At 58.9% G+C, this 12,620-nt stretch carries 10 protein-coding genes; 6 read left to right on the top strand and 4 right to left on the bottom strand.

Features of this window, described 5'->3' with window-relative positions:
• Window positions 1-179: 179 nt before the first annotated feature.
• Together BK662_RS11155 and BK662_RS11150 are read right to left on the bottom strand one after the other, a co-directional pair.
• Window positions 180-2,588: a glucose/quinate/shikimate family membrane-bound PQQ-dependent dehydrogenase gene (locus tag BK662_RS11155; RefSeq protein ID WP_123358085.1), complete on the bottom strand. Its 2,409-nt coding sequence runs from the start codon at window positions 2,586-2,588 to the stop codon at window positions 180-182.
• A gap of 211 nt (window positions 2,589-2,799) precedes the next feature.
• Complete coding sequence (locus BK662_RS11150) at window positions 2,800-4,182, bottom strand: carbohydrate porin (RefSeq protein ID WP_123358084.1); 1,383 nt, start codon at window positions 4,180-4,182, stop codon at window positions 2,800-2,802.
• Between the two features lie 350 nt (window positions 4,183-4,532).
• Between BK662_RS11150 and BK662_RS11145 the strand changes: the two genes are divergently transcribed.
• Together BK662_RS11145 and BK662_RS11140 are read left to right on the top strand one after the other, a co-directional pair.
• Window positions 4,533-4,763, top strand: coding sequence for a VF530 family protein (locus BK662_RS11145; RefSeq protein ID WP_123358083.1), 231 nt, complete (start codon window positions 4,533-4,535; stop codon window positions 4,761-4,763).
• Window positions 4,764-4,765: 2 nt separating this feature from the next.
• Complete coding sequence (locus tag BK662_RS11140; protein ID WP_123358082.1) at window positions 4,766-5,437, top strand: Pr6Pr family membrane protein; 672 nt, start codon at window positions 4,766-4,768, stop codon at window positions 5,435-5,437.
• Window positions 5,438-5,561: 124 nt separating this feature from the next.
• Here the strand turns inward: BK662_RS11140 and BK662_RS11135 are convergent, their stop codons facing one another.
• Window positions 5,562-6,353 carry a siderophore-interacting protein gene (locus BK662_RS11135; RefSeq protein ID WP_123358081.1) on the bottom strand — a complete coding sequence of 264 codons (792 nt, stop codon included), beginning with the start codon at window positions 6,351-6,353 and terminating at the stop codon, window positions 5,562-5,564.
• Entirely contained in the window at window positions 6,350-6,931 is a 582-nt protein-coding gene (locus BK662_RS11130; protein WP_052966203.1) for a PadR family transcriptional regulator, read from the bottom strand. Before BK662_RS11130 ends, BK662_RS11135 begins: the two co-directional genes overlap by 4 nt.
• 512 nt (window positions 6,932-7,443) lie before the next feature.
• Here BK662_RS11130 and BK662_RS11125 point away from each other — a divergent pair.
• From BK662_RS11125 to BK662_RS11110, 4 genes are all read left to right on the top strand, one after another.
• Entirely contained in the window at window positions 7,444-7,938 is a 495-nt protein-coding gene (locus BK662_RS11125) for a CS1 type fimbrial major subunit (RefSeq protein WP_259695898.1), read from the top strand.
• Between the two features lie 109 nt (window positions 7,939-8,047).
• On the top strand, window positions 8,048-10,573 hold the full coding sequence (locus tag BK662_RS11120; protein WP_123358080.1) for a CS1-pili formation C-terminal domain-containing protein: 2,526 nt from the start codon (window positions 8,048-8,050) through the stop codon (window positions 10,571-10,573).
• Between the two features lie 4 nt (window positions 10,574-10,577).
• The gene (locus BK662_RS11115) at window positions 10,578-11,837 is read left to right on the top strand and encodes a hypothetical protein (protein ID WP_123358079.1); all 1,260 of its coding nucleotides are present in this window, start codon (window positions 10,578-10,580) and stop codon (window positions 11,835-11,837) included.
• 39 nt (window positions 11,838-11,876) lie between these two features.
• Window positions 11,877-12,620, top strand: coding sequence for a molecular chaperone (locus BK662_RS11110; protein WP_123358078.1), 744 nt, complete (start codon window positions 11,877-11,879; stop codon window positions 12,618-12,620).

The following is a 12,620-nucleotide window of genomic DNA, read 5'->3' as shown; positions in this document are numbered from 1 at the left end:
AGGCGCGTAGGAGCTGCCGAAGGCTGCGATCTTTTGATCTTCCGGCGTCTTCAAGAACACAAGATCAAAAGATCGCAGCCTTCGGCAGCTCCTACAGGGATGGGTGACTTGAAACAATCGAGCACAAAAAAAGGCGACCCCCTCACAGGAGTCGCCTTTGCTTTAACTGCCGCTACCGCTTATTCCGACAGTTTGTATGCAATCACATAGTCACCCTGCTTGGTGCCCAGCGATCCGTGACCGCCCGCAACAACGAGCACGTATTGCTTGCCGTCTTTACCGGTGTAGGTCATCGGTGTGGTTTGCGCGCCTGCTGGCAGGCGGCCTTCCCACAGTTGCTTGCCGTTTTTCACGTCGTAGGCGCGCAGGTACTGGTCGAGGGTGCCGCTCAGGAAGGCCACGCCACCTGCGGTGGTGAAGGTGCCGCCCAGGCTGGGTACGCCCATGCTCAGAGGGATCGGAACCGGCGAGCTGTCGCGCACGGTGCCGTTCTTGTGCTTCCAGATGGTTTTGTTGGTGGTCAAATCGACCGCCGCCACGTAACCCCAGGCCGGTGCCTGGCACGGCAGGCCCATTGGCGACAGCAGCGCTTCGAGGATCACGCCGTAAGGTGCGCCTTTGTTTGGCTGCACGCCTTCGGTTTCGCTGACGCGAGGGCCTTGTTTGGCGATTTCGGCGGCCGGGATCAGTTTCGATTTGAACGCCATGTAGCTCGGGTTCACGAAAGCGATCTGACGAACCGGGTCAACCGACATGCCGCCCCAGTCGAACACGCCGAAGTTACCGGGATAAACGATCGAGCCTTGCAGCGACGGCGGGGTGAACATGCCGTCGTAACGCAGGGATTTGAAGTCGATCCGGCACAGCATCTGATCGAACGGGGTCACGCCCCACATGTCGCGTTCCTTGAGGGTCGGCGGCACGAAGTTCAGGTCGGACATCGGTTGGGTCGGCGAAGTGTGGTCGCCTTCCACCGCGCCTTGCGGCACCGGAATTTCCTTGATCGGCACGATCGGCTGACCATTGCTGCGGTCCAGCACGTAGATGCTGCCTTGTTTGGTGGACGCGAGCACCGCCGGTTTCACACCGTCTGCGGTTTTCAGGTCCATCAGGGTTGGCTGGCCGCCGACGTCCATGTCCCACAGGTCATGGTGGGTGAACTGGAAGTGCCAGCGCACCTTGCCGGTGGCGATGTCCAGCGCGGTCAGGCCGGCGGCGTGCAGTTCCGATTCAGGGGTACGCGCGCCACCGAATTGATCCGGGGTCTGGTTGCCCATCGGCAGGTAGAGCATGCCGAGTTTTTCGTCGACGCTGAACATGGACCACATGTTCGGCGAGTTGCGAGTGTAGGTTTTGCCTTCGGCAATCGGCGTGGTGTCGTCCGGGTTGCCGCTGTCCCAGTTCCACACCAGTTTGCCGGTATGCACGTCGAACGCGCGGATCACGCCGCTTGGCTCGTCGGTGGAAACGTTGTCGGTCACGTGGCCGCCAATCACCACCAGGTCTTTGGTGACCGCCGGTGGCGAAGTGGAGTAGTAACCGCCGGCGGTGAAGCCGCCGATGTTGGCTGTCAGGTCAACCTGGCCACCGTTGCCGAAGTCTTCGCACATTTTGCCGGTGTCGGCGTTCAGGGCGATCAGACGGGTGTCGGCAGTCGGCAGGAAGATCCGGCGCGGGCAGGCGCTGGTCACTGGCGCGTTGGCCGTGCCGGTCGGGCTCTGCTCGGACGCGTAGGCGGCGTCATCGTGATAGGTCACGCCACGGCAGGTCATGTGCGCCCAACCCTTGAAGTTCGCCGCGTTTTGCGTGGAGAGCTTCGGATCGAAACGCCAGAGTTCCTTGCCGGTGTCCGGGTCCAGCGCGATCACCTGGCTGTGCGGCGTGCAGACATAGAGCATGCCGTTGGCCTTGAGCGGGGTGTTTTCGGCGGTGGTTTCGCCCGGATCGTTCGGGCCAGGCAGGTCGCCGGTGCGGTAGGTCCAGGCGGGCACCAGTTTGCTGACGTTCTGCGGCGTGATCTGCGCCAGTGGCGAGTAACGATCGCCATGGGCGCTGCGGCCGTAGGAGTTCCAGTCGCCGTCGGGCATGGCCGGGGCGGTGTTGGTCATGCCAGGCACGGCGTCGCGATCCAGTTCGCCCTTGATTTCACCCGGGTGGGTGAACAGGCTGGCCAGCGCGGCGATACCGGCGATGACCACGGCAGCGCTCAGCACGCCGGTGCCGACCGGGTTGAATTCGCCGGTACGCAATGGGCGACGAAACCATGGCAGCAGCATGACGATGCCGAGGGTGAAGAGCAGCGCCAGACGTGGCACCAGTTGCCACCAGTCCAGGCCGACTTCCCACAGTGCCCAGACGGTACTGGCGAACAGCACCACCGCGTACAGGCTCAGCGCCGCGTAACGGTCGGCCAGCAGCAGCCCCCCGGTCAGCATCAGGCCGATACCGGCCAGCAGGTAATACAGCGAGCCGCCGAGCATGCTCAGCTTGATCCCCCCGGCCAGCAAGGCCAGGCCCATTAGTAGAAGCACGATACCGAGCAGGCTCGGTAGCAGACGGCTTCGACTGAAAGCACCATCAGCGCTCATAGTGTGGTTCTCCGTGACGTTTTAAGTAGTCCCGCGCAAGTTCACTGTAGATGACGATCTGGCGCGGGCATGGTTCATAGAAAAACTGTTTAGTTGATGCGGTCCTTGTGGGAGCGAGCCTGCTCGCGATGGCGGCTTAACATTCAGCATTGATGTCGACTGACATACCGATATCGCGAGCAGGCTCGCTCCCACAGGTTTTGCATGAATCCTAGAACGACGACTGGATCTTGATCCCGCCAATCAGCGCGTCATCGACCTTGTCCACGCCACCGGGGTGGCGGATGTATTGCAGGTTCGGGCGCACGGTCAGCCAGTTCGTGACGTGCACGCCGTAATAGAGTTCGGCGCTATATTCGGTGTCTTGCGGCGGCAGGAACGATGGGTCGTCGTAGTCGAAGACGGCGCGGGCCTGATTGGTGGCCTCGGCGTTCTTGCGATAGGCCGGGTTGACATGCACACGGGCCAGGGCAAAACCGATGTCGTCCCTGGCGCGGGCATCGAACAAGCCTTTGTAGACGACGCCGGCCTGGACGTAGTTGTCGATGGCGTTGGTCTTCTTGTCGTGCATCGTGCCGTTGGCGAACACGCTCAGGCCCCGAGAGTTGTCACTGGCGCGGCTGGTCAGCTGCTGCTGCACGCCCAGCCACACGCCATGCTTGCTCGATGCGCTGCGATAAGCCTCGCCACTCAGGGCTGCAGGCTGGCCGTTGCTGTCCTTGTAGACGTCGGTGGCCTTGGCGTTGCTGTAGTAGTAACCGGCGCGGTATTCACCCGGCAGGCCATTGAATTTTGGAGTCCAGACCAGTTCCACCGGCAGAATCGCGCCCTGCGTGCCGCTGCCGCTGAGCTTGAAGCCGTTGTCGCGATCAAGGTTGGACGGGTTTTGCTCGTAAGCCCCGACTTGCGCGTAGAGCTCCGGCGTCAGGTGATATTTGACGCGCATCGCCCACTGGCTGACCGGCCAGTTGTACCAGATGTCGCCAACCCAGTTGCCGACCTGGGAGCCGCAGAACGCCAGGTTCTGGAAGTCGCAGGGGAAGCTGTTGAAGTCTTCGCCCTCGCCGAAGCGGCCGACTTTGATGTCGAGCTTCTGATCGAAGAATTTCTGCTGATACCACATCTGCGTCAGGCGCCAGGTCTGGCCGCGGCCCCAGACTTCCTGAGCCGAGGTGAAACCGCCGACCCGCGGATCGTTGATCCGGTCGTTGCTGATGTTGTTGCCATTGCGCTCGGTGATGGTCAGCTGAAATTCAGCATCGTCCCAGCCGAGAATCTTCTGCAGGTCCAGGTGGGTGCCCAAGCCAAACTGGTCGCTGTAGCGAGCGGTGCGGTCATGGTCGTAGCCGCCGTGCAGGTTGCTGCCCATTTCACCGGTGTAATCGACCTTGAAGTCGTAGCCTTTTTCCGAAAGTTCGGTGCGCGTGCCGTTCCAGTCGCCGAGCATCCACGGCGAATCGCTATCGAAGGCCGGCGCAGCCTGGGTGCAGGTGGCGAGGCTCAACGCGGTGAAACCGCCGATCAGGTTGAGGGCTTTTCGATTGGCCACAGGGAGTAAGACAGCGCTGTCTCGCGGAGTTTGAAAATCAGGCATAGAGAAGTAATTCTTGGTCTTTTTCTAAAGGGGGTGAACTGAACGCAGCAGGAATGAAGCAGGGGAGAAGCGTTTCAGCTGGACGGGCGTAAGGATAATGTTCTGTTACACATAGAGAAAGGGCTTTTACTGACATGGATCATTTCGGATTTGGTAATAGTCCATTGAACAAAGCAAAATCAAAAGATCGCAGCCTTCGGCAGCTCCTACGCGCCTGTGGGCGCTGCCGAAGGCTGCGATCTTTCCAAGGTCACCTACATTTAACAGAGAGCAAACAGATAGCTTCCCCCCAACGAAGCCCTCGGCTAAGGTGCGCGGCTTCCAATTCCCACTTCGCTCGAAGGCCCGGCATGATCGAACAGAACACCAACCCGCTGCACGGCGTGACGCTGGAACAAATTCTCAACGCCCTGGTTGAACACTACGAATGGTCGGGGCTGGCCGAGCGTATCGATATCCGCTGCTTCAAGAGTGACCCGAGCATCAAGTCGAGCCTGACATTCCTGCGCAAAACCCCATGGGCGCGGGAGAAGGTCGAACGCCTGTACGTGAAGTTGATGCGCACCAAGCGACCGGTCTGAGCATGGTCATACCCTCGACGCCAGGTTCTGCCGCGAGGCGTCGTTATGTTGCTGTGGCGGCGATTCTGGGTTGGGCGGGATTAAGCATTCAGATGTACCTGATTCTTTACTCACGCTGGAGTATTGCGGCCAGTCTGCTGGGTGGGCTGGTGAGTTTTTTCAGTTTTTTCACCGTGCTGACCAACACGCTGGTGGCGGTGGTGCTGACCTGTGAACTGACGTCCCGGGAATCGGCGGCGCGGCGCTGGTTTTTGCAGCCGTGGGTGAGCAGTGGAATTGCGGTGAGCATCGCCGTGGTCGGTGTGGCGTACAGCCTGTTATTACGCCATTTGTGGCATCCCGAAGGCTGGCAATGGCTGGCCGATGAGTTGATGCATGACGTCATGCCGCTGCTGTTTCTGGCTTATTGGTGGTTCTGTGTGCCCAAAGGGACGTTACGGCTGAAGTACATTGCGGTATGGGTGATCTATCCGCTGGTGTACTTCGGCTATGCGTTATGGCGCGGGCATCTGCTGGCGGCTTATCCCTATCCGTTCATTGATGTGGACAAGCTGGGTTATCCACAGGTGTTTGTGAATGCAGGGGGATTGTTGGCGGGGTTTGTGCTGATTGCGCTGCTGGTGATTGGATTGGATCGGTGGCAGGGGCGACTTGGCACAGGCTCGGACCGGTAGCGAGACTGAAATCGCTTTCGCGAGCAAGCCCGCTCCCACACTGAATCGAGTTGAACACAAAAAATGGGTCCACTGGAGATCAAATGTGGGAGCGGGCTTGCTCGCGAAGAGGCCCAAGAGGTTGTCATTCCTCGTCACTGTCATCCAGTCGCCAGTAACCGACAGCCTTCACAAACTGCTCATTCAGGCCATGCTCATCGAGCAATACCCGGCGGACCTGCCGCGACACTTTGGACTCAGTCGCCACCCACGCATACAGATTGCCATCGGGCACCTTGATCTGTTGCACGGTGGTCAGCAGGTTATTCCTGCCACCTTCACGCAGTACCCAAATCACATCGACCTGCGCTGCGCTTTCCAGGCGTTGTTGTTCGGCGCCGTTTTCCACTTCCACGATCACCAGTGCATGGCGGTTGGCGGCCAGGCCTTCGAGGCGGCGGGCGATGGCGGGCAGGGCGGTTTCGTCGCCGATAAGCAGATAGCTGTCGAAGATGTCCGGCACGATCATCGAGCCCCGCGGTCCGCCGATGTGCAGGAACTGGCCGGGTTTGGCCTGCTCGGCCCAAGTCGAGGCAGGGCCATCGCCGTGCAGCACGAAGTCGATGTCCAGCTCCAGCGTGTCCAAATCATAACGACGAGGAGTGTAGTCGCGCATCGCGGGCATCGGCCCGTTGTCTTTGCCAGCCCCAAGAACCAGCGTTTCCAGCGCCGCTTGCTCCGCAGCGTTTTGGGGGAACAGCAGTTTGACGTGGTCGTCCGTTCCAAGGCTGACGAAGCCAGCCAGCTCTGGGCCACCCAGGGTAATCCTGCGCATACGCGGAGTAAGGTCGACCACTCGCAGCACTTGCAGACGACGGCGCTTGATCTCGTGGCTGACACGGTGAATGGATTGGGATAGCACGATAACGTCGGTCATTCGGCGTTCTCCTGAACGGGTTGAACGGCGGGGCCATCGACGATGGCTTTGGCCGTGTTGTTGAGCAGGTCGCGTACCCGCAGGATTTCTTCCGGGCTCCAGCGACCATGGTGCATTTGCAAGGCATGGCGCAGGTTGTGCACCGCTTCGTGGATTTCGGCCGGGCGGTCATGGCCGCGCAACGAGCGCTTGCTGACTTCGATGCGCATGCGCACGCCGTCCAGGGCAATCGCTTGCTCACTTAAAGACAGACGTCCGGCGTCGGTGATGCTGTAGCGCTTTTTCCCGCCCTCGGCATCGCCCAGGATCATTTCGCTTTCTTCAAGGAAGGTCAGGGTCGGGTAGATCACGCCGGGGCTGGGGCTGTAGGCACCGTCGAACATGCTTTCGATCTGGCGGATCAGGTCATAGCCATGACACGGCTGCTCGGCGATCAGCGCCAGCAACAGTAATTTCAGGTCACCGGGGGCGAACACCCGTGGCCCACGTCCACCGCGCTCGCGGCCGGGTCCCGGGCGTTTCTCGAAGCCGTCGCGGCCATCGCCGTGTTCGCGGTGGGGGGAATGATGGTCTCTCATTTTTGCTTGCTCTCGTCGTGTTTAGATACAACTTAAGATATATCTTAAGTCTTGATCAAGGCACTTTTCGTGCGAAGCGACCGTATGCCGACGAGCGGTGATGAAGAGCAATGGTTGAAATCCATCGAAAAAGTCTGCCGCTCGCCTCTCTTTTCTTTGAACAGCCAGCCTTTGAAGAATCTTGAAGTTATTACTCTAAAATTTTTGGGTCTTATATTTTAAAAGGCTTAAAAGTCCCGTGTTAAACAGCTGGAACTGCTGTTTGGTTTTTTCAATAAAACTGTATGTAGGTCGTAACTTACAGTCACTGTTTTGGATTTTGATTTTTTGCAGTTTTGTCTTTCTTGTCATGAGGTCGTTGAACTACGAGCTCATAGGAAGTTGCCTGCTTACTTCCCGGAGCGATAAGTCGATCATGCCCCGGCGTTGAAAGAGCACAGCAAGCGGCCTTTACGGGTATGTGATGTCTGAGCTTTCAATGAACCGATCCTTTAAAAGAAAACAGGTACTGAATGATGTTCAAGAAATTCGCAATTGCTGCCCCACTGGCTGTTCTGGCTCTCCATTCCTCCATGGCTTTCGCCGCAGGCGAGGCTGCTCACTCAATCAATCTTATCGCTCACGTGCCAACCAATGGCTTCTATGTGGTGCCAACCGACCCTGATCTGGTCAACAAGGATCAGGACATGAGCTTCCAGCCAGCCACTGGCAAGATGGGAGAAGTCAATGGTTTCTTCGACGTGCGCAACAATAACGGCTCGGTTCACGCCAGTCTGGAAAGTGCACCTAAATTGATCTCCGGTGCTCAGTCGATTGATTTGAAAGTCGAGTTCAATAACAAGGAACTGACGCTCACCCCACAACTGGTCGTGGGTGAAGCCGAGTCCGACGCAAACTATCGCGCGCCGCTGAAAATCACCGCTAAGGGCACCACGTTCCTGCCGGGCGATTACACTGGTGTGGTCGCAATGACCTTCGACGCCGTTGCTCCGGTCGTCACGCGTTGATCGAGCTTCAAGGCAACAAACGCTAACTGCTCAAGTGGCGTTAACCGGCGGACAACCCAACCGGCCCGTCCGCCGGATTCCAACCCATTCGTAACCAGAGTAAGAGTTCATGTTCCCGATGACACCCATCGCGGCTGCGCTTGCGCTGTTGTTTTGTGCCAGTGCAGCAGCGGCTCCCGTTTCTTCCGCCGGTACGACACCGCGAAGTCTGTTGGCCCAGGCCAAAGGTCTGCCGGCAGACTTCGAGGAGCATTTCTTTGATGTGCCTCTGGCTGTTCGGGTGGAACTCGATCAGCAACCGCTGGGGGAGGCCATGGTGGTGTTGTCTCGCGATGATCGCATCACGTTGCTTGAATTTACCGACACCAGCGAAAACCGCTTCGGCCCCGCCGAGCGGGAAAAGTGGGCCAGTTATCTCAAGCCAGGCGTACCGCTGGGCACATGTACCGGTTCGTGTCCGGATCAGGTGCTGGCGGTGCATTACAACCTGGAAAACTCCCTCGTCTCAATCCTCACCGAAAACGCTGAACGCGACGTAGAGGCCAAGCGTTATTACGAGCAACCCGATGGCGGCAGCAGCGGTCTGATGGTGCGCAACCAGCTCAATCTCAACGGTGGCCAGCAACAGGATCTGGGCGGTCGCTTTGGTCTTGAAGCCAGCGCCAGCCTGGGCAACTGGAGCCAGACATTCAACATGCAACTGGCCCGTCTTGGCGGTCCGGATGACAAGCTTTATCACGCGGTCCATGAGCTTTACACCCAGCGCGAATTGCAAGGCAGCTTCTTTCGTCTGGGCTATTTCACCCCCAATTCCGAAGGACTGACCCGCCAGCCGCGCACGTTCGGCACCAGTCCCGACACGGCTGTCGGCGTCATGTATGGCAGCTCCGACAGCCTGGCCATCAACAGCGCGATGCCCAGCGTTTACCCCATCTACGTCACGGCCAACCGCCAAGGATCGGTGGAGATTTACCGTGACGGTCTGTTGATCAATACCCAGTCAGTGCCCGCCGGGTTGCAGACCCTCGATACCCGACCGCTGCCTGGTGGCATCTATGAAGTCGAAGTACGACTGGTCGAAGATGGCCAGATCACCTCGAGCACTCAGGAGCTGGTGTACAAGCCCAACAACTGGCGAAATCTCGACGAGCGCTGGCGCTACAACCTGTTTGCCGGGGAAGAAAGCAAACTGTTGAGCAACTGGGATCAGCAGGCCAACGGCGGCGCCACGGCCGGGGCTTCGGTCAACTACCTGGCGCACCCACGGGTCATTCTGGGGCTGTCGGCGCGCCAGGTTCGCGAAAAACTGCAATACGGCAGTTCCGTCGACTGGACCCTGGCCAATCACCTTAGCCTGTACGCCAATGTCTACCAGACGCAGGACCACGGCACCGGTCTGGACCTGCAAAGTCTTTATAACTATGGCGCCGGCAGCGTGGTGATCAGCCACAACCGCAGCTGGCTGGACACCACCAACCTTTACGAAACCCTGCCGGATGGCACTCGGGTGCGCCAACGCAATGTGTTTGTCGGTGAAACCAGCAACTCCTCGCTGGCACTCAATCATCGGCTCAACAGCAAAAGCACCCTCAATGCCAGGGTGTCCCACAGCGAGGGCAACGTCGAAGGCGTCGGCCTCGATCTGGGCTGGAATCAGCGCACCAAACTGTTTGGCAGCGATGGCAACTGGCGGCTCTCGCTGTTTGATCGACCGGGCAGTTTCAGCAGCGGCAACGCACGCAATCGTGGTATCGACCTGAGCGTCAACCTGGCACTTGGCACGCCTGGACAGCAGATCACCGGCAGCATCGGTTCGCGTACGGCCCGGGACGGCAGTCGCGACAACAACGCCTCCATTGGCTGGCGCAAAGACCTGAAAGATCACGTGCTGCAAAACGTCTCGGTGACGGCGCTCACCGACACCTATGGCGTCGGCGTTTCCAGCCTCGCCAACTTTCGCACCGACGCGATCAATGGTGATGGCTTCGTTCAGCGTTCGTCCTACAACGGCAATTTCACCGGTGGCCTCAACCTGGACAGTACCCTGGTCCTCGGCGGTCAGCAGATGGTGTTGACCAGCCAGCATGAGATGCGCGGTGCTGGATTGATTGTCGATGTGGAGTCGGACATCGACGACATTGCCCTGCGCGCCGACGACTACAGCGGCGGCAGTGCGGCGCTGAAGCCGGGACGCAACTTCATTCCGATCACCGCGTACCAGAACAGCTCGGTGAGTTTCGATTTCGAAGGCAACCATGTGCCGGCGGCCACCATCGAACCGGCCCGCACCCGTTATCACCTGAACAAGGGTGGGGTCGAGTACCGCAAGGTGCGGGTGATGAAAACCCTGACCGTGCTTGGCCGGCTGGTCGATTCGCGAGGGCAGCCGCTCAAGGGCCACCACGTAATCAACCACGCCAGTCGTGGCGTGACAGAGGTCGATGGTTTTTTCTCGATGGAAATGAACGCCGGTTCGCCGACCCTGGAAGTGCGTCAGGGCAACCAGTTGCTGTGCCAGTTCCGTCTCGAGGCCGACCGCCATCGCAGCGAAAACAACGTATTGATGATCGGTGATTTGCGCTGCACCCCGGACACGCTGGCCGATATCAACGCTTCCGAACAGAAGGCAGGCTGAAAGCATGAAAAGGTCTACGCGTTATCCCGGGTGGCTGACGATTCCCGTGCTGTTCCTCAGCCTCTTGGGCGAACCGGCCGAGGGCGCAACGATGGATATCCGCGCGGTATTTCGCCTCGACCCGGCAAAACCGATGCACAACGAATTTATCAACGTGACCCCGGTCACGGGGCATTGCGAGAATCAACCTGCGTTTTGCAAAGAGAGAGAACTGTTTTCTCTGCTGATACCGATCGGCTTTCAATCGGTTGCATCGATCGAAGCAGGGCAAGCCGATCAGCGCAGGGGCGCGATGTTTCGGGTACCGGGGGACTGGCGAAGGCTCAGCGTCCGGCATGCAGACACGCAGGAAGAGGCTGAAGTCGAGGTCAGGATTGTCTCCATTGGCGGGCGTTACATTCTGTCCGATACGGCGGAAAACCTTGTCGGCGAAGGTGAGCCCACGACATGGCCTGGTTGGCATACACGCCTGTGGGGCGACTGGACCTGGGCACCGCCGGCGCCGTGCAGAAGTACTGGAGGCATGTATGCGTGGCCAAACGCCAGAACGTTTTTCTGGCTCACGTCCGGGACGAGCGTGTGCGCTGTTCAGGCCAATTACCGCATCCCGGGTTTGACCTATGAGCGGATGCAGATCGGTTACGAATTGCGCACGCCCAACCCACTGCAAATGTCGTCTGGCCAGTATTACGGTGATTTGACTTACACCGTGGGGCCCGGAATGGACTTTGACATGGGGGACATCATGCGGCCCGACGACTCGGTCTTGACGCTCAATTTCAACCTGGATGTCGAACACACCCTTAAAGTCGACCTGCCACCGGGTGGAAACAAGGTCGCGCTGGAGCCCGAAGGCGGTTGGAATCGCTGGGTCGAGAGCGGTCGCCAGCCGACCAGAATCTACCGCGATCAACTGTTCTACATCTCTGCGTCTTCGCGCTTCAGCGTGAGGATGCAATGCGATTCCCTGGGCGGTACTCGCTGCTATTTGCGCGGTGACCGCGGCGATAGCACCCAAGTGGAAGTAAAACTCAGCCTGCCGGCCGGGATCGTGGGGTCGGGTGGCGGGGCGGTCAATCTTCTCTTGCTGGATAACGGCCGTTGGATGGGCCCGTTTCAACCGGGCCATTATCTCGACCGGAAACCGGGTTCGTTGCGTTTCGAGATGCCCCGCGATGCCATCGACTTTCTGTTGCGTCCCGGATGGGAATTCAAGGGCACCCTCAAGGGCAATATCACGATTATCTGGGACTCGGAAGTTTGACTCCGAACCATCCATTTTCTTTTTTGTGGGGTTAAGACGATGACACGTTTGCTTTTGCTGACGGTGCTCAGTGTGTTTTGCGTGGCGGCGCATGCCGGGCCGCAAATCAATGTAGGCACTGTTTATGACTACCTGGATGGCGACAAGAGTACTTACCTGAAGCGGGTCTTCAACAGCGGCGACAGCACCGCTTTCGTCAAAGTCAATGTGCTGGAAATTGTCTATGACGCTGACGGCACGCCGAGGGAAATTCCGATCGAAACCTCTGCTGATAAAGCGTCGCGTGATGGCCTGATGGCGAGTCCCGCGCGGTTGATCGTGCCGGCCCAGGGCATGCAGGGCACTCGTCTGCTGTACATGGGCGAGCGTGACCGCGAGCGCTATTTCCGTGTGCGCTTTGTGCCGGTGGTACCGGAGAAGGAAGATGAATTCGTGGTCGGCAACGAGGAACGCGAAGACTACAAAAAGACATTGAGCGCCGGGGTCAACGTGATGACCGGCTTCGGCACGATTTTCTTCGTGCGGCCCAAAGATGCCCGTTTCGAGACGGCCATCCATGAGACCGACAGCCGCTACGAGTTGCGCAACAACGGCAACACGGTGCTCGTTCTCGATGAATTCAAAAGCTGCTCATTGAGCAAGGAGACCGACTGTGGCGCGACCACCAAGCACCATGTCATGGCAGGCAAGTCATACAGCTTCGATAAGGAAAAGGGCCGTGAATACCGTTTCAAGCTGATCGAAGGCGAACGCAAACAGGACATGAGGGTGGTGAGCCGCTAA

The sequence above is a fragment of the Pseudomonas frederiksbergensis genome (assembly GCF_003732275.1).
Taxonomy (GTDB): domain Bacteria; phylum Pseudomonadota; class Gammaproteobacteria; order Pseudomonadales; family Pseudomonadaceae; genus Aquipseudomonas; species Aquipseudomonas frederiksbergensis_H.
This window is presented reverse-complemented; position numbering and strand designations above follow the sequence as displayed.

Bases quoted from the DNA above. Each gene is read 5' to 3' on its own strand.
- BK662_RS11140 (WP_123358082.1), top strand. From the start codon at position 4,766: ATGGTCATACCCTCGACGCCAGGTTCTGCCGCGAGGCGTCGTTATGTT.
- BK662_RS11125 (WP_259695898.1), top strand. From the start codon at position 7,444: ATGATGTTCAAGAAATTCGCAATTGCTGCCCCACTGGCTGTTCTGGCT.
- BK662_RS11145 (WP_123358083.1), top strand. From the start codon at position 4,533: ATGATCGAACAGAACACCAACCCGCTGCACGGCGTGACGCTGGAACAA.
- BK662_RS11115 (WP_123358079.1), top strand. From the start codon at position 10,578: ATGAAAAGGTCTACGCGTTATCCCGGGTGGCTGACGATTCCCGTGCTG.
- BK662_RS11120 (WP_123358080.1), top strand. From the start codon at position 8,048: ATGTTCCCGATGACACCCATCGCGGCTGCGCTTGCGCTGTTGTTTTGT.
- BK662_RS11130 (WP_052966203.1), bottom strand. From the start codon at position 6,931: ATGAGAGACCATCATTCCCCCCACCGCGAACACGGCGATGGCCGCGAC.
- BK662_RS11155 (WP_123358085.1), bottom strand. From the start codon at position 2,588: ATGAGCGCTGATGGTGCTTTCAGTCGAAGCCGTCTGCTACCGAGCCTG.
- BK662_RS11150 (WP_123358084.1), bottom strand. From the start codon at position 4,182: ATGCCTGATTTTCAAACTCCGCGAGACAGCGCTGTCTTACTCCCTGTG.
- BK662_RS11135 (WP_123358081.1), bottom strand. From the start codon at position 6,353: ATGACCGACGTTATCGTGCTATCCCAATCCATTCACCGTGTCAGCCAC.
- BK662_RS11110 (WP_123358078.1), top strand. From the start codon at position 11,877: ATGACACGTTTGCTTTTGCTGACGGTGCTCAGTGTGTTTTGCGTGGCG.